This window comes from Microbacterium sp. ZXT2-5 (assembly GCF_055329545.1).
The window spans coordinates 363,170-387,447 of sequence record NZ_JBUZWD010000002.1 but is presented as its reverse complement, the minus strand read 5'-3'; the positions used below and the strand labels follow the sequence as shown (position 1 = coordinate 387,447).

Genomic DNA, 24,278 nt, shown 5'->3' with positions numbered 1-24,278 from the left:
TCACGCGGGGGTGGTGTACAGCGGCGAGATCGCGCGCAGATAGCGCGTGAACAGCTCACGCCGGCGGCGCCTGGTCAGCGCGGGCAGCATCCGGTACAGCAGCGCGTGCGGGGCGTCGAACGCGCGAACGGTGAACCACACCTCGTCCTTGTCGTTCCAGTCCAGCATGAACGACTCCTCGCCGCTGACCACCGAGTCGCCGACCGTGCCCAGGGCGAAGCCGACGCGCCGGGGCTCCTCGATGGCGAAGATCACCCGGAGCTCGGCATCCGCCCGAAGCCCCTTGACGCGGCCCGCGACGCGGATCGTCGTGCCGGGCCCCACGTACGGGGTGCCGTCGGCGTCGAAGCGCTGCTCCGACTCGGTGCGGCTCGGCGCGACCGGGTTGCCCTCGGCGTCGAAGCTCACGCCCGAGTACATCGGCCCGGAAGCCGGGCGGACGTCGGTCACCTCGAGTCCGGCGCCGCGCTGGGCGGTCCACGACAGCAGCGCATCGCTCGCGGCGTGGAAGCGGGCCTCGCCGCTGCCGATGCGCCACGACTGCTCCGCGGGGATGCTGCGCTCCGGCGGGAAGTGCATCAGATCGGCCGCCTGCGTCGCCCCGACGGCGGCGTAGTCGACGGTGTCGTCACGGAAGGTCCCTCGACGCATGAGGACCAGCCTACTTGGCGCCCTTGGTCTCGACGTCACCCGAGAGCGCGGCGATGAACGCCTCCTGGGGGACCTCCACGCGCCCGACCATCTTCATGCGCTTCTTGCCCTCCTTCTGCTTCTCGAGGAGCTTGCGCTTGCGCGAGATGTCACCGCCGTAGCACTTCGCCAGGACGTCCTTGCGCATGGCGCGGATGTTCTCGCGCGCGATGATGCGGGCGCCGATGGCGGCCTGGATCGGCACCTCGAACTGCTGCCGCGGGATGAGCTTGCGCAGGCGCTCGGTCATCATGGTGCCGTACGCGTACGCCTTCTCGCGGTGCACGATCGAGCTGAAGGCGTCGACCTTGTCGCCCTGCAGCAGGATGTCGACCTTGACCAGGTCGGCCGTCTGCGAGCCGGCGGGCTCGTAGTCGAGGCTCGCGTAGCCCTGGGTCTTGGACTTCAGCTGATCGAAGAAATCGAACACGATCTCGCCGAGCGGCATGTTGTAGCGCAGCTCGACGCGGTCCTCGCTGAGGTAGTCCATGCCCAGCAGCGACCCGCGGCGCGACTGGCACAGCTCCATGACCGTGCCGACGTAGTCCTTGGGCAGCAGGATCCCCACCTTCACCACGGGCTCCGAGACCTCGGCGACGCGGCCGTCGGGGTACTCGCTGGGGTTGGTGACCACGACCGTCTCCCCCGTGTCGGTGGTGACCTCGTAGGTCACCGACGGCGCGGTCGTGATGAGGTCGAGGTCGAACTCGCGCGACAGGCGCTCGGTGATGATCTCGAGGTGCAGCAGCCCGAGGAAGCCGCAGCGGAAGCCGAAGCCCAGCGCGACCGACGTCTCGGGCTCGTACTGGAGGGAGGCATCCGACAGCTTGAGCTTGTCCAGCGCCTCGCGCAGATCGCCGTAGTCGCTGCCGTCGATCGGGTAGATGCCGGAGAACACCATCGGCTTCGGGTCGGTGTACCCCGGCAGGGCTTCGGCGGCGGGCTTGCGCTGATTGGTGATCGTGTCGCCGACCTTCGACTGGCGCACGTCCTTCACGCCGGTGATCAGGTAGCCGACCTCGCCGACGCCGAGACCCCGGGTGGGCACCGGCTCGGGGCTGGACACGCCGATCTCGAGGAGGTCGTGGGTGGCTCGCGTCGACATCATCTGGATCCGCTCGCGCGGCTCGAGCTTGCCGTCGACCATGCGGACGTACGTCACGACGCCGCGGTACGAGTCGTACACCGAGTCGAAGATCATCGCGCGGGCCGGGGCGTCGGCGTCGCCCGTGGGCGCGGGGATCTGCTCGACGATGCGGTCCAGCAGGTCCTCGACGCCCATCCCCGTCTTGCCGGACACCCGCAGCACGTCGTCGGGCGAGCCGCCGATCAGGTTGGCCAGTTCGGCGGCGAACTTCTCGGGGTCGGCTGCCGGGAGGTCGATCTTGTTGAGCACCGGGATGATGTGCAGGTCGTTCTCGAGCGCGAGGTAGAGGTTGGCGAGGGTCTGGGCCTCGATCCCCTGCGCGGCGTCGACGAGCAGGATCGCGCCCTCGCAGGCGGCGAGCGAGCGCGACACCTCGTAGGTGAAGTCCACGTGCCCGGGCGTGTCGATCATGTTCAGCGCGAACGTCCCGTCCGCGGTGGACCACGGCATGCGGACGGCCTGCGACTTGATCGTGATTCCCCGCTCGCGCTCGATGTCCATGCGGTCGAGATACTGCGCGCGCATGTCGCGGTCGGATACGACGCCGGTGATCTGCAGCATCCTGTCCGCCAGCGTCGACTTTCCGTGGTCGATGTGGGCGATGATGCAGAAGTTGCGGATCAGCTCAGGAGGGGTCGCAGACGGCTCGAGAGGCTTCAGGGCACGGGGTGACATGTCCAGACGATTGTACGGGTGACGGATGCCGCGACCCTGCGCGTCACCGGATCCCGCCGTGCGCAGGCCGCGCCGGGGCCGGCAGGCGGCTGAGGCCCTCCAGCAGCTCCGCCTTGTCGCTCGCGACGCAGACGCGCACCCATCCCTCGCCGGAGGCCCCGAACGCGCTGCCCGGTGCGACGGCCACCCCGTGCTCGTCGAGGAACCGCTCGCACCACGCGACCACGTCGCCGCCCGAGGCGTGCGAGACGTCGATCCAGAGGTAGAACGCGCCGGTGGGTGCGAGATAGCGCAGGCCGCGGGCATCCAGCAGCGCCGTCGCGGCGGCCAGGTTGTCGCGGTAGTGCGCCGCACTCGCCGCGACGGCGGTCTGCTCCCCCGTCAGCGCCGCGACAGCCGCCCGCTGCGCGGGCTCGTCGACGCAGCTGACCACCGACTCCTGCACCCGCAGCATGGTCTGGCGCCATCCGGGAGGCGTCACGAGCCAGCCCACCCGCGCACCGGTCATCACGTACGTCTTCGACATCGAGAACACCGAGAGCACCCGTCCGTCGTCGTCCAGGGTCGCCGGGCTCACGTGCGGATGCCCCCACGTGAAGCGCTCGTACACCTCGTCGCTGATCACCCACAGGTCGTGCCGTCGAGCCAGCGCCATCAGCGCCTCGAGTGTCGCTCGATCGAAGGTGGACCCCAGCGGATTGGACGGCGTGTTCACGATCAGGACGCGCGTCCGCGGGGTGACGAGGGCGTCCAGCTCGTCCAGGTCGGGCTGGAAGCCGCGGTCCGGACGCAGGGGGTAGGGCACCGGCGTCGCCTGCAGCAGGTGCGCGTTCATGGTGAAGGTCGTGTACCCGGGGTCGGGCACGAGCACCTCGTCGCCGCGCGACAGGGTCAGGGCCATCGCGAGGTGCAGCGCCTGCGTCGCGCCGACCGTCACCCAGATCTGCTCGACGTCGGCCTCGAGCCCGTTCTCGCGCGCGAGCTTCGCGCGGATGGCTTCGCGCAGGGCCGGGATGCCGCCGTTCGGCGTGTAGCGGATGGCCCCGGCCGTCCACGCCGCCGCCGCCGCGTCTCTGATCGCCGCGCCCGCCACCTCTCCGGGCTCGCCGACGGCCAGGACGATGGTGCCCGGCCGGCGCAGCGCGCGCTCGAGGATGTGTCGCACGCCCGAGCCGGGCATGCGCGCGATGTGCGGGGCGATCTCGGGCATGCCGCCATGCTAGGGCGGGCGCTGTGGCTAGCCTGTCGTCATGGCGGTCCACGTCGTCCTCGTCCACGGCATCCGCACATCCGCGACGATGTGGCGGTCGCAGGTCGCGTATCTCCAGGCGCGCGGGACCCCGGTCACGGCGGTCGATCTGCCCGGGCACGGATCCCGCATGCGCGAGGAGTTCACGATCGAGTCCGCCTTCGCCACGATCGACGACGCCGTGCAGGCCGCGGCGGAGCGCGGCCCGGTGCTGCTGGTGGGGCACTCCATGGGCGGGCTGCTGTGCATCGAGTACGCGGGGGCCGAGGAGCGGCCGCCGGTCTCGGGATTCATCGCGGCGTCGTGCACCGCGATCCCGCGGGGCATCGGCCTGCGGGCCTACCGCCTGCTGGCGCGGGGCTTCGACTCGCTCCCCGACCGGGGCATGTGGCTGACGGACCGGATGCTCGATCGCATCCTCCCCGAGGAGACCCGCGCGGACTTCGGGGCAGGCGGCTACGCGCTGGACGCGCAGGACGTCGCCCTGCGGAGTCTGTCGGTGCTGGACCTGCTGTCGGCGCTCAGGCGCATCGAGGTGCCGCTGTGGATCGTCAACGGGCAGTACGACCAGCTGCGGGTGAATGAGCGGCTCTTCACCCGCGTGGCGCAGCACGCCGAGCTCATCGTCGTCCCCCGCACGACCCATCACGTCACCGTGATGCGCCCGCGGGTGTTCAATGCGGTGCTGGAGGTCGCCCTCGCTACGCTCGAGGCGGGGCAGCATGAGCACCCGGGCCGCAGCGTCGGCGGACTCCCGTCATCGACCGGGCGACCGACCTGATAGAATCCTTGTTTGGCTTGCGTGTGGGTTCGCCCTCACGACCGCCGAGCAGCGCCCCTCTCCCGCTGACCGGCATCATCAATCCGATTCCCTTCGAACGAAAGAAACGTCGACACGTGGCGAACATCAAGTCGCAGATCAAGCGCAACAAGACCAACGAGAAGGCGCGAGAGCGCAACAAGTCCGTCAAGAGCGAGCTGAAGACGCTCGTGCGCCGCACGCGCGAGGCCGTCGCCGCGGGCGACAAGGCGGCCGCTGAGATGGCGCTCGGCAAGGCCACCAAGAAGCTCGACAAGGCCGTCAGCAAGGGCGTCATCCACAAGAACCAGGCGGCGAACCGCAAGTCGGCGATCTCCAAGCAGGTTGCTGCGCTCTGACGCCGGAACGGCTCGGCAGGTCCGCGTCGCATGAGAAGGCCCGTCCCGCGAGGGGCGGGCCTTTCGCATGTCCACGGCGCCGGCGGTGTCGGCGACGCCCCCCGAGCGGCGAGGACCCGCGGGGTCAGGAGCCGTAGGGAGCGCGCGTGGCGATGACCGTGATCATGCGCTCCAGCGCGAAGATCGGGTCTCGCGAGCCGCCCTTGACCTCGGCGTCCGCGCGCGCCGTCGCCTGGATCGCGCGGCCCAGGCTCTCTTCGTTCCACCCGACCAGGTCGCGGCGCGCGCGGTCGACCTGCCAGTCCTTCATGCCCAGGCGCGCGGCGAGCGCCGCGGCGGGCTCGCGGTTGCCTGCGACCCTGGCCATGGTCCTCAGCTTCATCGCGACCGCGGCGACCAGCGGGACCGGGTCGGCTCCCGAGGCCAGCGCGTGCCGGAGCGCGATCAGCGCCTCGCCGTAGCGCCCGGCGATGGCCGTGTCGGCGACGGTGAAGGCCGAGGTCTCGACCCGACCGCCGTAGTACCGCTCGACGATCTGCTCGGTGATGTCGCCGGGGACGTCGGCGATGAGCTGCTGGCACGCCGCGGCGAGCTCGGTGAGGTCGTCGGCGAACGCGGACACGAGCGCGCGCAGCGCGACCGGGGCGATCCGCTTGCGCGCAGCCTGGAACTCTCCCGCCGCGAAGTCGAACCTGTCGGAGTCCCGCTTGATCGCCGGGCAGGCGATCTCCACCCCCGCGCCCTGGCCTGCCCGGATCGCGTCGAGGAGCTTCTTCCCGCGCACGCTCGCGCCGGTGTGCCGGAGCACGACCGTGGCGCCGTCCTGCGGGGCGGCGAGGTACGCGAGCGCTTCGGAGAGGAAGGTGTCGGAGCACTTCTCGACGCCGCTGACCCGCACCAGGCGCGGCTCGCCGAACAGGGACGGCGAGGTCACACCCAGCAGAGACCCCGCCGGGTAGTCGTCGGCCCGGATGTCGGACACTTCGAGCGTCGGATCCTCTGCGCGCAGATAGTCGCGGACACCGGCGATCGCGCGCTCGGCGCAGACCTCCTCGGGGCCGGACACGAGCACGACGGGAGCCGGCTGCGGGGTGCGCCACGACAGCTGAGGGATGGCGCTGCGCGCCGACTTCGCCGGTGATCGGCGCGCGGGTGATGCCATCCCCTCAGCCTACCGACGACCGCCGACGCGAGCCGCGGCGCCCCCCCATGAGCGATCAGCCGCCCCGGTCGCGCCAGAGTGCCACCGCTCCCCCGGCCGTCGTCCACAGCGCGACGGATCCGTCCTCGTCGGTGCGCACCACGCGTGCGCGGGCGTCCGCGAGGACCGCGAGGAGCTCGGGGCGCGGGTGGTCGTAGTCGTTGTCGAGCCCGACCGTGATCACCGCGACGGCGGGCCGGGCGGCGGCGTAGAGTGCGGCATCCTGATCCGCGCTGCCGTGATGGGCGACCTTGACGATCGCGTACGGCGGGTCCAGCGTCGCGGATGCCACGAGGGCGCGCTGCGGCGACGCGGACAGGTCGCCGAGCAGCAGGGTGGGCGGCACGCCGCCGCCACGCACGTCCAGCACCACGCTCGCGTCGTTGCCGGCCGGGTAGGCGCGGCTGTCGGCGCGCGGCCAGAGCACCCGCCACCGCGCCCCGCCGAGCGACCCCGACATCCCCGCGGACGCCTCGACGGCGCGGGCGCCCGCCGCTTCGAGGGCGGCGATCCCGGCGTGCCCGGCGGCGTCGGTGGGGCCGTGCAGCACCGTGCCCACCCGCCCCTGCACGGCGTCGAGACCGCCCGCGTGGTCGAGGTCGAAGTGCGTCAGCACGAGGAGTTCGATGCGTCCGACTCCGGCGCGCGACAGGCATGCCTCGAGGGCGCCGGGGTCCGGTCCGGTGTCGACGAGCGCCACGGCGTCGCCCGAGCGCAGCAGCACGGCATCGCCCTGGCCGACGTCGCACGCCAGCATCGCCCACCCCGAGGGGAGGGTCAGACGCCCGGCGACCGTCGCCAGCGCGCCCGTGCCGAGTCCGGCCCCCACCACCGTCGCCACGAGGACCGCCGCGCCGGCGCGCGCGGCGCGAAGCGCGGGTGGGCCGGCGCGCGGAAGCGCGATCGCGGCGCCGACCGTGAGACCGACGAGCGCGAGCGCCACGGCGCCGGGCACGCCCTCGGGCCACGGCAGCTGGTCGGCGGGCAGCTCCGACATCGTCACCGCGGTCGCCGCGATCCAGGACGCCGGCACCCATGCCAGCACCGCGAGGCCCGACTGCAGCCACGGCAGCGGCGCGCTGAGGCACGCGGCGAGGCCGAGTACGGTCGCCGCCGGCGCGGCCGGACCTGCCAGCAGGTTGGCCACCACGCCGTAGACCGGCACCGTGGGCTGGATCAGGATCAGCAACGGGCCGCAGGCGAGCTGAGCCGCCAGCGGCACCGCGAGCGCCAGCGCCAGCGGACGGGGTACCCAGCGGGCCAGCCCGGAGGCGAGCGGGCGCGCGAACAGCAGCAACGACCCGGTCGCGGCGACGGAGAGCCCGAATCCGAGGGATGCCGCCAGCCACGGGTCGAAGACGAGGAGCAGCGTCACCGCGAGGCACAGCAGCGCCATTCCGGCGCCGGGACGGCCGAGGAGGACGGTGAGCATCGCGATCGCCGCCATGGTCGCGGCGCGAACGACGCTCGGCTCGGGGGTCACCAGGACGACGAAGCCCAGCAGCACCGCCAGCGCGCAGCCGACCCGCAGCCCGCGGGAGGCGCCGGCCGCCGCCGCGAGGCCGAACGCGATGCCCACGACGAGGGCGCAGTTCGCGCCGGAGACGGCGGTCAGATGCGACAGGGAGGCCTCCTTCATGGCGGCGTCGAGCTCCGGGGAGACGATCGACGTGTCGCCGACGGCCAGCCCCGGCACGAGCCCGGCGCCCGCCCCCGGCAGATCCGCGACGGCGCGGACGAGGCCGCGCCGGAGGTCGCCGGTCAGCGCCGCGGCACCGTTCGCCGCCTGCCGGACCTCCACGCCGCGAGATGCCCACAGCACCAGGACCGCGCGATCCCCCGCCCGGCCAGTGCTCGCGGTGCCGTGGACCTCGACGTCGGCGCCCACATCGAGCAGGTCCGGGCGGTCCACGTCGTCGGGAGCGACGCGTACCGTGACGTCGATCGCCACGCGGTGGGTCTTGCTGCCGGCGTTGACGCTGCGGGCGCGCGCGGCGAACGAGAGCGTGCCGGCGCGCCGCTCGACCTTGCCGACCACGTCGGCCCGCACGTCGACCGCCCGGCCGCCTTGCAGGGCCAGCTCCGTGACGGCCTGGCGCCCAGGCCCGGCCGCCACCACGTGCGCGGCGGTCGTACCCGCCGCCGCGGCGGCGAGCACGATCACCGCCAGGACGACGCGTGCTGTCCGGGGCGGCATCCCGAGCCTCGGTGCGACAGCGGCGGCCGGAATCGGCGCCGCGCCCGGGGAGAGAAGCCCGCTCGAGACGCGGCGACCCGCTCGCGCGACGACGGCGACGGCGACGACGGCGACCGCCCAGGACACCGACGCGATCCAGCCCGCCGCCGCGGGAGCGAGGATCGCCGCCGCGGCGATCACCCACGTCGCGCCGGCGACGGGGACGAGGCGCAGTGCCGGGAGACGCCGTGTCACACCGTCACCAGGTCGCGGAGTGCCTCGAGCATGGTGTCGCCGATCCCCGGGACGGCCAGCAGGTCCTCGACGCTGGTGAACCCGCCGTTGTCATCCCGCCAGGCGATGATCCGCTCCGCCAGGGCCGGTCCGATGCGCGGCAGCGTCTCGAGCAGCGTCGCGTCGGCGGTGTTGATGTCCACACGGCCGTCCGGCGCCTGTCCCGGCGGTGCCGCCGTGGGCGGCGCGGCCTCGCCCTGGCGCGGAACGGGCAGCTGCTCGCCGTCGTCGATCGGCCGCGCGAGGTTCACCGCATCGCGCGCCGCGTCGTCGGCGAATCCGCCCGCGGCCGCGATCGCGTCGACCACCCGGGCGCCGGCGGGGAGGACGTACAGGCCGGGCTCCCGCACGGCGCCCGAGACGTGGACGAACAGCTCTTCGCCCCCGCCGGGGGTCGCGACCGGCGAGGGGTCGACGGCCACCTCGTCGACGGGAGTCGTCGCGCCGCGGACGATGCCGATCGCGATGGTGACGGCGAGGGCCACGAGCACGATGACCACCACGGCACCCGCGCCGAAGCGTCGCCGCGCGCCAGGACCCGGCGCCTGCTCCGGGTCGTCACGGGCACCGACTGTCACGCGCCCACGCTACGAGTGCGCCGCGACCGCCCGGGACGCCCGGGACGCGATTGTGCAGTCCGCGCGCCCGTCCGCTCCTGGGGAGGAGCGTCAGTGCGTGCTGAAGCTCACGACCTTCGGCGGTCGCACGACCGCGCGCGTGATCTCACGACCCGCCAGCGAACGGACGACCTTCTCGTCCGCCCGCGCGAGGCGCTCGAGCTCGGCGGCCTCGATGCGCGCGGGCACCTGCAGGGTTCCGCGCACCTTCCCGTCGATCTGCACGACCGCCGTGACGCTCTCTTCGACCAGCAGCGTCGGGTCGGCCGTGCGCCACGGCACGAGGCCGACGAAGCCCTCGTAGCCCAGGATCTGCCACATCTCCTCGGCGGTGTGCGGGGCGAACAGATCCAAGATCATCGCGGTCGCCTCGGCGGCCTCGCGGACGGCGGGGTCGGCGGGGCCGGCGCCGGTGTCGATCGTCTTGCGGGTGGCGTTGACCAGCTCCATCAGGCGGGCGACGACGACGTTGAACTTCGTCTGCTCGACCAGCCCGGGGGCATCCGCGAGCAGTCGGTGCGTGACGCGGCGGAGCGCGGTGTCGCCCTCGGCCCAGACGACATCGGGGTCGCTCGTGACGTCCTTGGCGACGCGCCAGGCGCGCGCGAGGAACTTCTGGGCGCCCGTCGTGGACACGTCCTCCCAGTTGATGTCGTCCTCGACGGGACCGGCGAACGCGATCGCGATCCGCACCGCGTCGGCGCCGGGGTCGACCATGCTCGAGGCGAACTCGACGAGGTTGCCCTTCGACTTCGACATCTTCGAGCCGTCCAGCAGCACCATGCCCTGGTTGATGAGGCTCGAGAACGGCTCCGTGAACTCGATGAGCCCCATGTCGAAGAGGACCTTCGTGATGAAGCGCGCGTACAGCAGGTGGAGGATGGCGTGCTCGACCCCGCCGATGTACGAGTCGACGGGAGCCCACCGGTCGGCGGCACGCGGCGGGAACGCCTCGGCGTCGTCCGTCGGCGACAGGAACCGCAGGAAGTACCACGAGCTGTCGACGAACGTGTCCATCGTGTCGGGGTCGCGCAGCGCGGGCTCCCCCGTCTCGGGGTCGGTCGTCTGCATCCACTCCGTGGCCCCGCCCAGCGGCGAGGTGCCCTTGGGCGCGAGGTCTAGGCCCTGCGCGTCGGGGAGGCGCAGCGGCAGCTGGTCGTCCGGCACCGGCACGATGCGCCCGTCCTCGGTGTGGATCATCGGGATGGGCGTGCCCCAGAAGCGCTGGCGCGAGATCAGCCAGTCGCGCAGGCGGTATGACTTCGCGGCGCGGCCGGTGCCCGCGGCGTCCAGCTCCTCGATGACCCGCGCGATGGCATTGCGCTTGGACAGGCCGTCGAGCGAGCCGGAGTTGATCATGCGGCCGTCGCCGGTGAGCGCGATGCCGGTGCGCGCGGGGTCGATGTCGTCGAGGGTGTCCACCGGGCCCGGGTCGATCGGGACGCCGTCGTCGTCGAGCTCGATGACGGGGATCGCGCCCGTGATCGGCGCGGTCGTGTCGACGACCACCTTCACGGGCAGGTCGAACGCTCGGGCGAAGTCGAGGTCGCGCTGGTCGTGGGCGGGCACCGCCATGACCGCGCCGTGCCCGTAGTCGGCCAGCACGTAGTCGGCGGCCCAGATGGGCAGGCGGTCGCCGTTGACCGGGTTGATCGCGAAGCGGTCCAGGAAGACGCCGGTCTTCGGCCGGTCGGTGTTCTGCCGTTCGATCTCGGTCTCGCGCTGCACGGTCTCGAGGTAGTCCTGGAAGCGCATGCGCACCTCGGCGGTCGAGCCCGCGGCGAGCTCCGCCGCCAGGTCGCTGTCGGGGGCGACGACCATGAACGTCGCGCCGTGCAGCGTGTCGGGGCGGGTGGAGAAGACCGTGACCTTCTCGGCGCGACCCTCGATCTCGAAGTCGATGTCGGCCCCGACCGATCGGCCGATCCAGTTCCGCTGCATGCGGATGACCTTCTGCGGCCAGAACCCCTCGAGCTGGTTCAGGTCGTCGAGCAGGCGGTCGGCGTACTCGGTGATCTTGAAGTACCACTGCGTGAGCTTCTTCTTGATCACTTCGGCGCCGCACCGCTCGCAGTGCCCGTCGACGACCTGCTCGTTGGCGAGGACCGTCTGGTCGTTGGGGCACCAGTTGACCGGGCTCTCCTTGCGGAAGGCCAGGCCGCGCTCGTACAGGCGCTGGAACAGCCACTGGTTCCACCGGTAGTACTCCGGGTCGCTGGTGTGCAGGATGCGGCTCCAGTCGTACGACGAGCCGTACTCCCGGAAGCTCTTCTTGTGCTGCGCGATGTTCGCGTAGGTCCACTCGCGCGGGTCGGCGCCGCGCTGGATGGCGGCGTTCTCGGCGGGCAGCCCGAACGAGTCCCAGCCGATCGGGTTCAGGACGTTGTAGCCGCGGTGGCGCCAGAAGCGCGCGACGATGTCGACGTACGCGTAGCTCTCGGCGTGGCCCATGTGCAGGTCGCCCGAGGGATACGGGAACATGCCCAGCACGTACTTGCGCGGCCGCGTGTCGTCGTCGCCGCCCGCGCGGAAGGGGTCGGCCTCGGCCCAGCGCGCCTGCCACTTCTGCTGGATGGCGTAGGCGTCGTAGCCCTCTGCGGGCGCACTGGTGTCGGAGGACATGGTCTGACTCACGGGGGAAGAACCAATCATGGGAGGGGCTGAGACGCGCTCAGCGCGCGAAGCGCGTCTTCCAGGTTAGCGGAAGGGCGCCCTCACCAGCCGGGCGGCAGTCCGGCGCCGAGCGCCGCCAGCGGCCCGCGCGCCTTGATGCCCACCTCGGCGACTTCGGCCGCGGCATCCGATCGCCATGTGATCCCCCCGCCCGCGCCGACGTACGCGCCGTCCGGTCGCACCACGATCGATCGGATGACCATCGCGAGATCCAGCGCGCCGTCGTCGCCGACCCACCCGAAGCAGCCCGAGAACACGCCGCGCGGCGCGGCCTCCAGCCGATGCAGGATCGTCATGGCGGAGAGCTTCGGCGCACCGGTCATCGACCCGGCGGGGAACGTCGCGTCGAGCAGGTCCGCGAGCGTCGTGCCGGGGACGAGCGCACCGGACACCGTGCTGACCAGCTGATGCACGGCGGGATACGACTCCACCTCCAGGAGCGCGTCGACGCCGACCGTGCCGGGCGCGCACACGCGCGAGAGGTCGTTACGCATGAGGTCGACGATCATGACGTTCTCGGCGCGCTCCTTCTCGCTCCCGCGCAGCTCCGCCCGAAGCGCCGCGTCCTCGGCGGCGTCGCGGCCGCGCGGGCGGGTGCCCTTGATGGGGCGGGTCCGCACGATCGCCGCGCCCTCGCCGCCGCGCTCCACCTGGAGGAAGCGCTCCGGGCTCGCGCTCAGCAGCGCAGAGTCGCCCGAGCGCACGAACCCGCCGTGGTGGGCGGGGGTCGCAGCGCGCAGCCGCAGGTAGACCTGCACCGGGTCGACGGATGCCTCGACCTCGAAACGCGTCGTCAGGCACAGCTGGTAGGCGTCGCCCTCGCGGATCGCATCGCGGCAGCGCTCGATGAGAGTCGCGTACTCGTCCGGCGTGTGGCGCGAGCGGGCGTGTCCCAGGGGCGCGGGCGGCGCAGGCGCCGGCCCGGTCGTCGCCGCGGCGACGGCCTGGACCAGCCCGGTCAGCGCGCTCGGGGGCGCGAACACGCGGACGCGCCGGCGGGCATGGTCGAAGGCGACGAGCCGCTCGACCCGCAGCCACCGCTCGTGCGGCACGGCGTCGTCGTCGCGGACGGCGGGGGCGCCGGCGCGGGCCGCGGCGTCGTCGTAGCCGATCCAGCCCACCCAGCCGCCGCGGAACGGGCTGTCGCCGTCGTCCTCGCCGCCGCCGCACGCCGTCGCGCGCACGACGGCGGCGTCCTGAGGCGTGCCCGTGCCCATGAAGCTCCAGCCGGCTTCGGCCGCCGGCCCGGCATCCAGCCAGAAGACGTGCTCCGCATCGGCGAGCAGCGCGGAGAAGACGGATGCCGGATCCACCCACTCCGCGAGGTCCGCGGCGGCGAGAGGGTCCGACATGTTCCCAGGTTAGAGGGACGGACGGAGCTCTAGGCTCGTGGCGTGAACGAGTTCCTCACGTGGCTCCTCGACGCCGTCCAGAGCGTCGACCCCCTCGTCAGGACCCTCCTCGCCGGTGTCGCGGTGATGCTCGAGACCAGCGTGCTCGTCGGGCTCGTCGTGCCCGGCGACACCATCGTCATCGTCGCCGGGACCGCCGTGGCGTCGCCCCTGGAGGGCGTGCTGCTCGGGATCGCCGTCGTTCTCGGCGCGCTGGCCGGCGAGAGCATCGGCTTCTGGCTCGGACGATTCCTCGGCCCCAAGATCCGGCACTCCCGGCTCGGGCGCCGCATCGGCGAGGAGAACTGGGCCCGCTCCGAGCGCTATCTGCGGCGTCGCGGCGGCCCCGCCATCTTCATCTCCCGCTTCCTGCCCGTGCTCCACTCGCTGGTCCCGCTCACGGTGGGGATGAGCGGATTCCCCTACCGGCGCTTCCTCGCGTGGACCATCCCCGCGTGCGTCATCTGGTCCACGCTGTACATCTCCGTGGCCGCTCTCGCGGCGGGGACGTACCGGGAGCTGGCCGATCAGCTGCACTACGCCGGCTACATCTTCGTCGGGGTCATCGTGCTGTTCCTGGGCCTGGTCTTCGTCAGCAAGAAGGTGATCGAGCGCGCCGAGCGGAAGCACCTCGATCATGACGGTCCCGACCAGGCCGCCGTGGCGGACATGGAAGACTGAAGGAGTGTCTGCCACCGATACCCGGTCCGAGCCCGCCAACGTGCTGTGGTTCGCTCGCCTGGAGTATCGCTTCCACGCCTGGCGGGAGCGACGCGCCCGGCGACGCGGCCACAGGCCGACGGTGGCCCCCTTCCCGGGGTATGCGGGGCCCGATTGGGTGCGCGTGCTCGGGCGGGTCATGATCGCCCCGCCGGCGAAGACGACCGAGTCCGGCGAGTACGCGGGCGTCCGCGGCTGGCGCAGCTTCGTCGCCGTCCCGATCGGCTACGCGCAGGTGACGGTCTCCATCGGCGGGGTCGACCACGAGGTCGTCGCCGATCGCGGCGGCGTCATCGACACGCGGCTTCCGGCGAAGCTCGAGCCGGGCTGGCAGACCTTCACGATGTCGGTCGAGGGCGGCGAGCCGGTCGAGACGCGCACGTTCGTCGTGGGCTCCGACGTGGAGTTCGGAGTCGTCTCGGACGTCGACGACACCGTCATGGTCACGGCGCTGCCCCGCCCGCTGCTGGCGGCGTGGAACTCGTTCGTGGTCAATGAGCACGCCCGCCAGCCGGTCCCCGGAATGGCGGTGCTGATGGAGCGGGTGGTGCGCGAGAACCCGGGCTCGCCGCTGATCTACCTCTCGACCGGCGCCTGGAACATCGCGCCCACGCTCATCCGCTTCCTGAGCCGTCACGTCTTCCCTCCGGGGTCGCTCCTGCTGACCGACTGGGGTCCCACCCACGATCGGTGGTTCCGTAGCGGGAAGACCCACAAGCTCACGAACCTCCGGCGCCTGGCCGACGAGTTCCCGCACGTGCGGTGGCTGCTGATCGGCGACGACGGCCAGCACGACGACGAGATCTACACCACCTTCACCGACGAGCACCCCTCACAGGTGGTGGCGGTCGCGATCCGGCGCCTCTCCCCCGCCGAGGCCGTGCTCGCCGGTGGCCGCACGGCCGTGAACGACCACGCCGCGGCATCCGTGCCCTGGGTGAGCGACGACGACGGCGCCGGCCTGCTGGAGCGCCTGGAGGGTGTCGGCGTCCTCGGCAGCGGCGGCACGATCGAGGCCTGAGCGGCCGCGCCGACGTCGGCGGCCGCGCGTAGGCTGGCCGCATGTGCGGACGCTTCGTGGTGGCAAGTGCCGGTTCCGACCTCGTCGGGGTGCTGCGCGTCGACGTCGAAGGCGATGACCTCCCTGAGCCGTCGTACAACGTGGCGCCGACCTCCCGCGTGGCGATCGTGCTCGACTCCGCCAAGACCGAACCGCCGACCCGGCGGCTCGAGGCGGCGCGGTGGGGGCTCGTCCCGTCGTGGGCGAAAGACACCAAGATCGGGGCGCGGGCCTTCAACGCGCGCGCCGAAGAGCTCGAAGACAAGCCGATGTTCCGCGGAGCGCTCGAGAAGCGCCGAGCAGTGGTGCCCACCTCCGGCTACTACGAGTGGAAGAACGTCGACGGCGTCAAGATCCCGCACTACATCCACCCGGCCGACGGCGAGCCGCTGTTCCTCGCAGGCCTGTACGAGTGGTGGCGCGACAAGACGAAGGGCGACGACGACCCCGATCGCTGGCTGCTGAGCTTCACGATCCTCACGCGCGACGCCATCGGGCGGCTCGGCTCGATCCACGACCGCATGCCGCTGTTCCTCGACCCGGATCACGCCGACGCGTGGCTCGATCCCACCATCGACAATGTGCGGGACGTGCTCGACGCCGCCATCGACGCCGCCCCCGCCCTCGCCGAGACGCTCGACGACCACGAGGTGTCCACCGCCGTCGGCAACGTCCGCAACGATGCGCCGGAGCTCATCGAGCCGGTGTGACGCTCCGGCTCGGCGGCTGTACGAGCCCGCGTATCCTCGAACGGTGACCATCGCGCCGCCCTCCGCCCCCGTGCTGCCGGCGGCGGTCTGGCGTGAGCGCGAGGCCGCGCACGAGACGCGGGCACGGGCCTCGACGGCCGCCCGGCGGGCGCGCCAGGAGCGCCGCGAGACGCACCCGGTGGAGGACTTCCTCTTCACGTACTACTCGTACAAGCCGGCCGTGCTGCACCGCTGGCATCCGGGTGAGGGCGTGGAGCTCGCGGATGCCGCAGCCGATGCCCGTGCCCGGTGGCGCTGGTACCGCCCCGGCAGCGCGCGGGGGGCGATCGCCGTCGACGGCGCGGGATTCCGCGCGGAGCGCGGGGCCCTCGTGGGCAACATCGCCCGGATCCTCCGTGCCACCGCGGACCGGACACCCGGGTTCGGCTGCTTCGGTCTCCACGAATGGGCGATGGTCTACGGGCAGGCGGAGCACCGGCATCCGGTCCCCTTGCGTCTCGGGCAGGATGCCACCGATGCCGTGGTCGATGCGCACGACCTGCGCTGCACCCACTTCGACGCCTTCCGGTTCTTCACCCCGGCCGCCGTCCCGCGCAATCGCGAGACGCCGACCCGCGAGCGGCAGGCGGACCTCGAGCAGCCCGGATGCCTGCACGCGGGAATGGATCTCTACAAATGGGCCGTCAAGCTGGGGCCGCTGGTGCCCGGCGAGCTTCTGCTCGACGCCTTCGAGCTCGCGCGCGACATCCGGGTGCTCGACATGCGGGCATCCCCGTACGACCTCGCCGACTGGGGGTACGACGCCGTGCCCATCGAGACCGCCGAGGGCAAGGCCGCGTATGTCCGCGAGCAGCGCGGGTTCGCCGAGCGCGGCGCGATCATCCGTGCCGGCCTGCTCGAGATCGCAGCGGGCTGAGTCAGCCCGCCGGCTCGCAGGTCGTGCACGGCAGCTCGCCGCCGTCAGCCTCCGCGATGGCCAGGCGCAGCTCGGTCACGCGCTCCGCCGCCTCCTGGAGCCGCTCGGCCGGGAGCGCCCCCGACTCCACGGCTGCGACGATGCCGTCGACCGTCTGCGGCGCGGTGTCGGCCGTCGAGTACACGACGGTCAGCACCATGTCGTTGCCCGCCGCCAGGGCGGCGACGGCGTTGGCGACCGGGTCTGCGTACGCGTCGATGCCGGAGGCCTGCAGCATGCCGAGATCGTCGGTGATCGCGACGCCGTCGAAGCCGAGCTCCTCGCGCGCGATCCGGTGCCACTCGGTGGAGAGGCTGGCCGGCGCCGCGTCGACCGCGGTGTAGGCGAGGTGCCCGTACATGAGGAGCTCCGCCCCCGCGTCTATACCGGCGCCGAACGGCAGCGCATCGGCGGCCCGCCACTGATCGAGCGTCATCCCCGTCGACGGGATCGATGCGTGGGAGTCGCCGGGAGCTGCGCCGTGACCCGGGAAGTGCTTGAGTGTGGAGAGCACGACGCCCTGCTCGCCCTTCACCGCGGCGGCCACCCTCGCGGCTCCCGAGTCCGGCGTCGTGCCGAGCACGCGCCGGTGGATGAACGAGGCAGGGTCGGCCGACACATCGGCGACGATGCCGAAGTTCACGGTGATGCCGCTCTGGGCGAGAAGCGCCGCGCGGCCTGAATAGGCGGCCTCGGACGCGGACGGGTCGGCCTGCTGCAGCTCGTACGGCGCGGGGAGGTCGTCCCACGGAAGACGCGAGACGTCCCCGCCCTCCTGGTCGATCGCGATCAGCGGAGGGCTCCCGGGATCGACGGTGAGGGCGGCGGTGATCTCCTGCAGAGCGGCCTCGTCGGCGGGCATGTTGGCCCCCATGAGGAGGAAGCCGCCGATGCCGGTCTCCGACATGTACGAGTGCAGCGCCGCGGCGTCTGTCGTGGGGATGTGCCCCATCACGACGCTGGCAGCCCGCTCCCGCAGGGTCATCGCCGCCACCGCGTTCTCAGCGGGCGTCGCCGCCTCGTCGGGCGACGGCGACGGCGTGGGCGTCGAGGCCGCGGACGGTGAGCGCGTGGGCGAGGCGGTGGGCGTGGGCGCCGGAGCGCAGGACGCGCACGCGATCACCGCGGCGGCGACGACCGCGGCGAAGCATCCCACCCGCGCCGCTGCCGTCATCCATCAAGCCTAAGCGGCGTCGAGGTGTCAGTGGCGCGCGACGACGGCAGCGGCATCCGTCCCGACCGGCAGCACGCCGTACTGCGCGCGGCGCTCGTCGCCCAGCCGCGCGGCGATGAACGCCTCGGCATCGCGCGAAGGAGCATGGCGGAGCATGAGCGAGGCCTGGAAGGCCAGCGCGAGGTCCTCGCTGATCCGCCGCGCCTGCGGCGCCGCGTCGCCGGATGCGGCACCCGACAGCCGGCTCAGCAGCGAGAGCGTGCGGTCGACGTGCCGATCGAGGACGGCCGAAGCCCCCGCCGTGCCGGCGAGCTCGTCGGCGAACGCCTCGCCCGAGTCGCGGTCGCGTGTCAGCGCTCGGAGGACGTCCAGAGCGATCACATTGCCGGAGCCCTCCCAGATCGCCATCACCGGCTGCTCGCGGTATCGGCGGGCCAGCGGGAAGGACTCGGTGTAGCCGTTGCCGCCGAGGCACTCCAGTGCCTCGTAGGCGTGCTGCGGACCGCGCTTGCACACCCAGTACTTCGACACCGGGGTCGCCAGCCGCCGCAGCGCGACGTCCCGGTCGGACGCCCCGGACTCGAACAGCTGCGCCAGACGCAGGCCGGAGAGCATCGCCGCCTCGTACTCGAGCGCGAGGTCGGCGAGCACCGCCGTCATCGCCGGCTGGTCCACCAGCAGCGCGCCGAACGCGCGGCGGCCACGCGTGTGCCACACCGCTTCGGCCAGCGACTGCCGCATCCCGGCGGCCGTGCCCAGCACGCAGTCCAGCCGGGTGCGCTGCACCATCTCGATGATCGCACGGACGCCCCTGCCGGCTTCGCCGACCAGGAATCCGACGGTCCCGTCGAGCTCGATCTCGGCGGACGCGTTCGAGCGGTTCCCGAGCTTGTCCTTCAGCCGCTGGATGCGCAAGACGTTGCGCATGCCGTGGGGAAGGATCCGCGGGACGAAGAGGCACGACAGTCCCTCGTCGGTGCCGCCGTTCCGCGTGTGAGCCAGGACGAGGAAGGCATCCGACATCGGCGCCGAGCAGAACCACTTGTGCCCGGTCAGCTGGTACGCCCGGCCGCCCATCGATTCGCCGACCGTGGTGCCGGCGCGCACGTCCGAGCCGCCCTGCTTCTCGGTCATGGCCATGCCCATCAGCGCGCTGCGCTTCCCGCCCTCGACGACGAGGCGCGGCTCGTACTCGCGTGAGAGGAGCCTGGGCAGCCATTCGTCCGAGATCCACCCCGCGTCCTGCAGCGACGCCGCGGCGGCGTGGGTCATCGACACCGGGCAGGCGTGGCCCGGCTCCACCTGCGCGAACAGCATGAACATCGCCGCCCGTGCGACGTGCGCGCCCTGCCGCGGATCCGCCCACGCCGAGGTGTGCGCGCCGCGCGCGATCGCCTCGCCGATCACCCGGTGGTAGGACGGGTCGTACTCGACCTCGTCCAGCCGGAAGCCCCAGCGATCGTGCGCGTGCGAGGCGGGCGGATGCACCTCGGCCAGCTGCGCATCGCGCTGGAACGACGCCGATCCGACGAGCCGTCCGGCCTCGAGGAGGTCGTCCTCGGCCCAGCCCGCCCCGAAGGTCCGCACCGCCTCGCCGAGCGGGACGTTCAGGTCGTACTCGTTCACGTCGACGCGCCACGGCGGCTGATTCTCGACGTGGTGCGTCGCCTGCCCGATCACCCGATCACCGCGCCCGAGCGAGGTCATGCCCGTTCGCTCTCCACCGGCAGGGCCAGCGCATACTGCTGCTCCGGCGTCAGCGGTGCCCGCGTGACGATGTCGTGCACGAACGCCAGCTTGTGCCGCACGGGCGTGACGATCGTGAACGGGTACAGGTCGCCGAAGCCCATCGACCGGTTGATGCGGTTGAAGCTCTGCGAGAGCCATTCCCAGTCCGTCAGCAGGCGCTGGATCGGCTCGCGCTCGTAGGAGACGAGCGGAACGACGTCGGTGTCGCGCAGATTGGTCACCGCCGCGTCCAGGCGGATGCCGATGATCGCAGCCGTCTGCAGGGTGCCGGTGATGTGCAGATAGTGGGCGAAGGTCTCGGCGAAGTCCTCCCAGGGGTGCATCGTCGCGTACTCCGAGATGAAGGACTCCTGCCAGCCGGCCGGCGCGCCCACCTGGTAGTAGCGGGTGAGCGCTTCGCGGTAGCTCGTGCGCTCGTCGCCGAACAGCTCGCGAGAGCGCGCCCACAGGTCGTCGTCGGTCAAGAGGACGTTCTGGAAGTAGTGGCCCACCTCGTGGCGGAGGTGGCCGAGGATCGTGCGGTACGGCTCGCCGAGCCGTACCCGCAGGGCCTCGCGCCGGTCGTCCAGACTCTCCGCCAGGTCGATCGTGATGATGCCGTTCGCGTGTCCGATCGTCACCGGCTTGCCGTCGGAGAGACTGGAGATGAGGTCGAAGCCGAGGCCGCCCTCACGCACGTCCCACCCCACGATGGGCAGGCCGAGGTCGGCCAGCTGCAGAAGCAGCCGGCGCTTGGCCTCTTCCGTCTTGGCCAGCTTGTCCAGGGCGACGGTGTCGTCCGCCGCGGGCCGGCGGCGCGTCAGGCGGCACGAGAAGCAGCGCCCGGCGGGTGCGTTCTCCCACACCAGCCAGTTGCACGCCCAGTCGCGATTGGAGCACGTGTACCAGGTGGCGCCGTCGATGACGACCTGACCGTGACGGATGCCGTAGAACTCGCGCGTCAGCAGGTGGTACGCGATCTCCCCTTCGCAGTTGGGGCACTGCAGCGTGTCGAGGTAGACGAAATGGCGGCAATGCGGACAGCGGGGCTGCGAGCTCACGCTCTCACCGTAGCGCGCCGCGTCAGCAGACGTCCCGCGTCAGGTCGCCGGTGTCAGCGGGACGCGGAGCAGGAGGTCGTCGCCCTCTCGCGGCGTTCCGCGGCCGTCGGTGTTGCCCGTGAGCACCCAGAGCGAGGCATCCGGCAGCGCGATGACGTCGCGGAGCCGGCCGTGCGCGCGGTCGAGAGCGGCGACCGGGCTCCGCACGGCCTCGCCGTCCCGCGTGTCGATCTGCCACAGCCGCTCGCCGCGCAGGCCCGCGACGAAGACGGTGTCGCCATACGCGGCGATTCCGCTGGGGCTCGCCTCGCTCGTCGCCCATGTGACGACCGGATCCACGAACTCCGCCCGCCCGCCCACGCCTTCGACGACCGGCCATCCGTAGTTCGCCCCGGCGTCGATGCGGTTCAGCTCGTCCCAGGTGTTCTGGCCGAACTCGCTCGCCCACAGTGTGCCGTCGGAGGTCCAGGCGATGCCCTGCACGTTGCGGTGTCCCATCGAGTAGACCGCGTTGCCCCAGGGGTTGCCGGGCGCGGGGTCGCCGTCCGGAGTGACGCGCAGGATCTTCCCGCCGAGGGCGTCCGGATCCTGCGCGGCATCGGACCGCTGCGCGTCGCCCGTCGTGACGTACAGGTAACCGTCCGGGCCGAACGCGAGGCGACCGCCGTCGTGCGTGCTCGCGCGCGGTATGCCCTCGACGACGACCTCCGCCGGACCGAGGGCGTATGCCCCGGCCTCCCCCTGCAACGGCATCCGGACCACCCGGTTGTCCTCCGCCGCGCCGAAGTACGCGTACAGCAGCGTGGTCTCGCCCGCCTCCCGCAGAGCCAGGCCGTGCAGGCCCGACTCGCCTCCGGACACCACGCCCGGGATCGTCCCCGCGAGACGCAGACCGCCGTATGCCGTGAGCTCGAGCACGGTCCCGTCCCCGCGCTGGGAGATGAGGGCTCCACCGTTCGGGAGCGGGACCACCGACCAGGGCGCGTCGAGGCCGGATGCCAGCGTGCCGGTCGCCGAGCCGGCGCGCCACCGTGTGCCGGCTTCGGGGGCAGGGCTCGGCCCGAGCGTGGGGGCCTGCGACGTCGGCGCCCCGCCCTGCGGGCGGGAGGTGCAGCCGGATGCCGCGAGGAGTGCGAGCACGAGGAACGCGGCCGCCGCCACGCGGGCGGGTGACGTCATCCGTCGCCCACGGCGGTGTCCGCCACGGCGGCCTCGAGAGCCGCGAGGTCGATGCGCCGCATCCGGAGCATCGCCTGAACGGCACGGTGTGCGACGTCGGCGTCGGGATGGCGGATGAGCTCGACGAGGCGATCCGGGATGATCTGCCACGACAGCCCCCAGCGGTCCTTCAGCCACCCGCAGGGCTGCTCCTGGCCGCCGTCGGCGGTCAGCGCGTCCCAGTACCGGTCGACCTCGGCCTGGTCGGCGCACGAGACATACAGCGAGACGGCCTCGGTGAAGGGGAACTGCGGACCCGCATCCATGCCGTAGTAGTCCCGGCCCGCCAGTCGGAAGTGGACGTGCATCACCTTGCCGCCCATGCCGGGCACCTCGTCGGGATACCGGCCCAGCGAGACGATCTCGGAGTCCGGGATGAGCGCGGTGTAGAAGCTGACCGCCTCCTCCGCCGAGTCGTCGAACCAGAGGAAGGGAGTCACGCCGCTCATGCGTCCCACCCTCGCCGACGCGGCCCCCTCGCGCAATGGCCGGCGCATCCCGGGAAGGGGAAGGGCCGGCCGGTCGGGCGGCCTGCTCCTGGTCCTACGAGAGGACGTCCTTCGTGGTGAACCTGGTGATCGCGGCGAACCCGAACACGAGGATGTAGCCGCCCTGCAGCAGCGCGTTGCCTGCGAACGAGTCCCAGGCGATCGGCGAGCGCAGCAGGTCGCCGAAGTCCAGCCACCGGTCGGTGAAGAGCCACGGGTGCACGGCGTCGAGCTGCGGGATCGCACCGACGATCTGGGCGGCGACCGCGAGGATCGCCGTCGCCGCCATCGCTCCGATGGGCACGGTGGTGAGCGTCGAGAGGAACAGTCCGATCGCCGCCAGTCCGCACAGCGACACCGACACGTAGGCGCCCACGGCGAGAAGACGCAGCAGGCCCTCACCGACCGACACCTGAGTCCCGGTGATCAGCGTGACCGGCCCGACGGGGAAGAGGATCCACCCCACCAGCACTCCGATCGCGATCACCGTGAGCGTCGCCGAGAGGCAGAACGCCACCGCAGCGAGGTACTTCACGAGGAGGAGGCGCACGCGTCCGGCCGGGGCGATGAGCAGATAGCGAAGCGTGCCGTGGCTCGCTTCGCCGGCGATCGCATCGCCCGACGCGACGCTCACGGTGAGGGGGAGGAAGAGCGGGATCGCGACCGTCAGCGCCGCCAGCGAGACGAAGAGCCCGTTGCCGGTGATCTGATCGAGGAACGCCGGTCCGCGACCAGGGCTCGATCCGCCCACGAGCCGGATCGCGACCCCCAGCAGGATCGGGATGAGCGCGAGAGCGGCCAGCATCGCCCACGTACGCCAGCGCCGGAACTGGGTGGACAGCTCGTTGCCGAACAGCTGCAACGTCCCCGATCCGGCGCGGGGTGTGGCCGTCGCGACGTCACGCGACGACATCGAAGCCCTCGCCGGTCAGCTCGACGAACCGCTGCTCGAGAGTCTCGCCCACCACGTCGAACCCTCGCACGCGCACGTCTGCCGCGACGAGCGCGGCCACCAGCGCCTCCGGGGGGACGCCGTCGTGCAGCATCCCGGTCACCAGATCATGATCGGATGCCCCATCCTGCGCGTCGGGGCGGATCTTCATCGATGCGAGCACCGCCCGGGCTGCGTCGACGTCGGGGGTGCGGACGCGGACGCGGGTGGGTCCGCCGCGGCGGCGGAAGTCGTCGAGGGTGCCCTGGGCCACGAGCCGTCCGCCGCTCATCACTCCGACGTGGGTGCACAGCTGCTCGACCTCGGCGAGCAGGTGGCTCGACACGAACACCGTCGTGCCGTCGGCGGCGAAGGAGCGGATGAGGGACCGGACCTCGCGGGTGCCCTGCGGATCGAGCCCGTTGGTGGGTTCGTCGAGCACGAGCAGCTCTCGCGGCATCAGCAGTGCGTTGGCGAGCCCGAGGCGCTGCTTCATGCCGAGCGAGTAGGCGTGCGCCTTCTTCCTCGCGGCGTGCGCGAGGCCGACGCGCTCGAGCGCCGCCGCCACCCGCGCCGTGCGCGTGCGGCTCGGCGAATGACGGTCCGCGGCATCGAAGCGGGTCAGGTTCTGCTCCCCGGTGAGGAAGGACGAGAACGCGGGGCCCTCGACGAGCGCTCCCACGCGGGGAAGGACGGTGTCCAGTGACCGGGGCATCGGGGCGCCCAGGACGCGCGCCGCACCGCCCGTCGGCCTCAGCAGTCCCAGCAGCATCCGGATCGTCGTGGTCTTGCCCGACCCGTTCGGCCCGAGGAACCCGTAGACCGACCCGCGGGGCACCGCGAGGTCGATGGCGTCGACGGCGGTCTGCGCACCGAATCGCTTCGTGAGGCCGGTGGTCACGATGGCCGGCTCGGCCCCCTCGGTCGGGCGCACCGGGGTCGGGATCGTCACCGGCGGTCCG

The 24,278-nt window shown here is 72.2% G+C and carries 22 protein-coding genes; 7 read left to right on the top strand and 15 right to left on the bottom strand.

What is annotated here, in order from left to right; translation table 11 throughout:
- The 3 genes from ACZBH1_RS15305 to ACZBH1_RS15295 are packed head-to-tail and all read right to left on the bottom strand — an operon-like array spanning position 1 to position 3,722.
- Positions 1-651, bottom strand: coding sequence for a DUF1990 domain-containing protein (locus ACZBH1_RS15305; RefSeq protein WP_336397075.1), 651 nt, complete (start codon positions 649-651; stop codon positions 1-3).
- A 10-nt stretch (positions 652-661) separates the two neighbouring features.
- Positions 662-2,512, bottom strand: coding sequence for a translation elongation factor 4 (gene lepA / locus ACZBH1_RS15300; protein WP_336397074.1), 1,851 nt, complete (start codon positions 2,510-2,512; stop codon positions 662-664).
- A 43-nt stretch (positions 2,513-2,555) separates the two neighbouring features.
- Positions 2,556-3,722: a pyridoxal phosphate-dependent aminotransferase gene (locus tag ACZBH1_RS15295; RefSeq protein WP_463646875.1), complete on the bottom strand. Its 1,167-nt coding sequence runs from the start codon at positions 3,720-3,722 to the stop codon at positions 2,556-2,558.
- 40 nt (positions 3,723-3,762) lie between these two features.
- Between ACZBH1_RS15295 and ACZBH1_RS15290 the strand changes: the two genes are divergently transcribed.
- Positions 3,763-4,542: an alpha/beta fold hydrolase gene (locus ACZBH1_RS15290; protein ID WP_336397072.1), complete on the top strand. Its 780-nt coding sequence runs from the start codon at positions 3,763-3,765 to the stop codon at positions 4,540-4,542.
- A gap of 116 nt (positions 4,543-4,658) precedes the next feature.
- Positions 4,659-4,919: a 30S ribosomal protein S20 gene (rpsT, locus tag ACZBH1_RS15285; protein WP_463646874.1), complete on the top strand. Its 261-nt coding sequence runs from the start codon at positions 4,659-4,661 to the stop codon at positions 4,917-4,919.
- A 124-nt stretch (positions 4,920-5,043) separates the two neighbouring features.
- Here the strand turns inward: rpsT and holA are convergent, their stop codons facing one another.
- The 5 genes from holA to pabB all read right to left on the bottom strand — a co-directional run bounded on the left by holA (position 5,044) and on the right by pabB (position 13,232).
- Positions 5,044-6,081 (bottom strand): DNA polymerase III subunit delta, encoded by a 1,038-nt coding sequence (gene holA / locus ACZBH1_RS15280; protein ID WP_336397070.1) that lies wholly within the window; start codon positions 6,079-6,081, stop codon positions 5,044-5,046.
- Between the two features lie 55 nt (positions 6,082-6,136).
- On the bottom strand, positions 6,137-8,551 hold the full coding sequence (locus tag ACZBH1_RS15275) for a ComEC/Rec2 family competence protein (RefSeq protein WP_463646873.1): 2,415 nt from the start codon (positions 8,549-8,551) through the stop codon (positions 6,137-6,139).
- On the bottom strand, positions 8,548-9,168 hold the full coding sequence (locus tag ACZBH1_RS15270) for a helix-hairpin-helix domain-containing protein (protein ID WP_463646872.1): 621 nt from the start codon (positions 9,166-9,168) through the stop codon (positions 8,548-8,550). The genes ACZBH1_RS15275 and ACZBH1_RS15270 overlap by 4 nt, the downstream gene beginning before the upstream one ends.
- A 90-nt stretch (positions 9,169-9,258) precedes the next feature.
- Positions 9,259-11,829, bottom strand: a complete 2,571-nt coding sequence (leuS, locus tag ACZBH1_RS15265) for a leucine--tRNA ligase (RefSeq protein ID WP_463646871.1) — start codon at positions 11,827-11,829, stop codon at positions 9,259-9,261.
- 92 nt (positions 11,830-11,921) lie between these two features.
- On the bottom strand, positions 11,922-13,232 hold the full coding sequence (gene pabB, locus ACZBH1_RS15260; protein WP_463646870.1) for an aminodeoxychorismate synthase component I: 1,311 nt from the start codon (positions 13,230-13,232) through the stop codon (positions 11,922-11,924).
- A 42-nt stretch (positions 13,233-13,274) separates the two neighbouring features.
- Here pabB and ACZBH1_RS15255 point away from each other — a divergent pair, with 42 nt between their 5' ends.
- From ACZBH1_RS15255 to ACZBH1_RS15240, 4 genes are read left to right on the top strand one after another with little or no spacing between them, the layout of a single operon-like run.
- Positions 13,275-13,952 carry a DedA family protein gene (locus ACZBH1_RS15255; protein ID WP_463646869.1) on the top strand — a complete coding sequence of 226 codons (678 nt, stop codon included), beginning with the start codon at positions 13,275-13,277 and terminating at the stop codon, positions 13,950-13,952.
- A 4-nt stretch (positions 13,953-13,956) separates the two neighbouring features.
- Positions 13,957-15,012, top strand: a complete 1,056-nt coding sequence (locus tag ACZBH1_RS15250; RefSeq protein ID WP_336397064.1) for an App1 family protein phosphatidate phosphatase — start codon at positions 13,957-13,959, stop codon at positions 15,010-15,012.
- A gap of 41 nt (positions 15,013-15,053) precedes the next feature.
- Positions 15,054-15,761: an SOS response-associated peptidase gene (locus ACZBH1_RS15245; RefSeq protein WP_463646868.1), complete on the top strand. Its 708-nt coding sequence runs from the start codon at positions 15,054-15,056 to the stop codon at positions 15,759-15,761.
- A 43-nt stretch (positions 15,762-15,804) separates the two neighbouring features.
- Positions 15,805-16,677 carry a 3-methyladenine DNA glycosylase gene (locus ACZBH1_RS15240; RefSeq protein WP_463646867.1) on the top strand — a complete coding sequence of 291 codons (873 nt, stop codon included), beginning with the start codon at positions 15,805-15,807 and terminating at the stop codon, positions 16,675-16,677.
- A gap of 1 nt (position 16,678) precedes the next feature.
- On the opposite strand, the gene ACZBH1_RS15235 is transcribed toward ACZBH1_RS15240, so the two are convergent.
- Positions 16,679-17,623, bottom strand: coding sequence for a glycoside hydrolase family 3 N-terminal domain-containing protein (locus tag ACZBH1_RS15235; protein ID WP_463646866.1), 945 nt, complete (start codon positions 17,621-17,623; stop codon positions 16,679-16,681).
- Between ACZBH1_RS15235 and ACZBH1_RS15230 the strand changes: the two genes are divergently transcribed.
- Positions 17,607-17,903: a hypothetical protein gene (locus ACZBH1_RS15230; protein ID WP_452324423.1), complete on the top strand. Its 297-nt coding sequence runs from the start codon at positions 17,607-17,609 to the stop codon at positions 17,901-17,903. The genes ACZBH1_RS15235 and ACZBH1_RS15230 overlap by 17 nt on opposite strands.
- A 14-nt stretch (positions 17,904-17,917) precedes the next feature.
- Here ACZBH1_RS15230 and ACZBH1_RS15225 read toward each other — a convergent pair whose 3' ends face one another.
- The 6 genes from ACZBH1_RS15225 to ACZBH1_RS15200 form a co-directional block, all read right to left on the bottom strand.
- The gene (locus tag ACZBH1_RS15225; RefSeq protein ID WP_463646865.1) at positions 17,918-19,597 is read right to left on the bottom strand and encodes an acyl-CoA dehydrogenase family protein; all 1,680 of its coding nucleotides are present in this window, start codon (positions 19,595-19,597) and stop codon (positions 17,918-17,920) included.
- Entirely contained in the window at positions 19,594-20,679 is a 1,086-nt protein-coding gene (locus ACZBH1_RS15220; protein ID WP_463646864.1) for a zinc-binding metallopeptidase family protein, read from the bottom strand. The genes ACZBH1_RS15225 and ACZBH1_RS15220 overlap by 4 nt, the downstream gene beginning before the upstream one ends.
- Before the next feature lie 39 nt (positions 20,680-20,718).
- Positions 20,719-21,858 (bottom strand): PQQ-dependent sugar dehydrogenase, encoded by a 1,140-nt coding sequence (locus ACZBH1_RS15215; protein ID WP_463646863.1) that lies wholly within the window; start codon positions 21,856-21,858, stop codon positions 20,719-20,721.
- Positions 21,855-22,346, bottom strand: a complete 492-nt coding sequence (locus tag ACZBH1_RS15210) for a VOC family protein (RefSeq protein WP_452324427.1) — start codon at positions 22,344-22,346, stop codon at positions 21,855-21,857. The genes ACZBH1_RS15215 and ACZBH1_RS15210 overlap by 4 nt, the downstream gene beginning before the upstream one ends.
- A gap of 94 nt (positions 22,347-22,440) precedes the next feature.
- Complete coding sequence (locus ACZBH1_RS15205) at positions 22,441-23,298, bottom strand: ABC transporter permease (protein WP_463646862.1); 858 nt, start codon at positions 23,296-23,298, stop codon at positions 22,441-22,443.
- Entirely contained in the window at positions 23,285-24,268 is a 984-nt protein-coding gene (locus ACZBH1_RS15200) for an ABC transporter ATP-binding protein (RefSeq protein ID WP_463646861.1), read from the bottom strand. Before ACZBH1_RS15200 ends, ACZBH1_RS15205 begins: the two co-directional genes overlap by 14 nt.
- Positions 24,269-24,278: the final 10 nt, after the last annotated feature.

Bases quoted from the DNA above. Each gene is read 5' to 3' on its own strand.
- ACZBH1_RS15305 (WP_336397075.1), bottom strand. From the start codon at position 651: ATGCGTCGAGGGACCTTCCGTGACGACACCGTCGACTACGCCGCCGTC.
- lepA (WP_336397074.1), bottom strand. From the start codon at position 2,512: ATGTCACCCCGTGCCCTGAAGCCTCTCGAGCCGTCTGCGACCCCTCCT.
- ACZBH1_RS15295 (WP_463646875.1), bottom strand. From the start codon at position 3,722: ATGCCCGAGATCGCCCCGCACATCGCGCGCATGCCCGGCTCGGGCGTG.
- ACZBH1_RS15290 (WP_336397072.1), top strand. From the start codon at position 3,763: ATGGCGGTCCACGTCGTCCTCGTCCACGGCATCCGCACATCCGCGACG.
- holA (WP_336397070.1), bottom strand. From the start codon at position 6,081: ATGGCATCACCCGCGCGCCGATCACCGGCGAAGTCGGCGCGCAGCGCC.
- leuS (WP_463646871.1), bottom strand. From the start codon at position 11,829: ATGTCCTCCGACACCAGTGCGCCCGCAGAGGGCTACGACGCCTACGCC.
- pabB (WP_463646870.1), bottom strand. From the start codon at position 13,232: ATGTCGGACCCTCTCGCCGCCGCGGACCTCGCGGAGTGGGTGGATCCG.
- ACZBH1_RS15245 (WP_463646868.1), top strand. From the start codon at position 15,054: ATGTGCGGACGCTTCGTGGTGGCAAGTGCCGGTTCCGACCTCGTCGGG.
- ACZBH1_RS15230 (WP_452324423.1), top strand. From the start codon at position 17,607: ATGCCGGTCTCCGACATGTACGAGTGCAGCGCCGCGGCGTCTGTCGTG.
- ACZBH1_RS15235 (WP_463646866.1), bottom strand. From the start codon at position 17,623: ATGTCGGAGACCGGCATCGGCGGCTTCCTCCTCATGGGGGCCAACATG.
- ACZBH1_RS15225 (WP_463646865.1), bottom strand. From the start codon at position 19,597: ATGACCTCGCTCGGGCGCGGTGATCGGGTGATCGGGCAGGCGACGCAC.
- ACZBH1_RS15215 (WP_463646863.1), bottom strand. From the start codon at position 21,858: ATGACGTCACCCGCCCGCGTGGCGGCGGCCGCGTTCCTCGTGCTCGCA.
- ACZBH1_RS15210 (WP_452324427.1), bottom strand. From the start codon at position 22,346: ATGAGCGGCGTGACTCCCTTCCTCTGGTTCGACGACTCGGCGGAGGAG.
- ACZBH1_RS15205 (WP_463646862.1), bottom strand. From the start codon at position 23,298: ATGTCGTCGCGTGACGTCGCGACGGCCACACCCCGCGCCGGATCGGGG.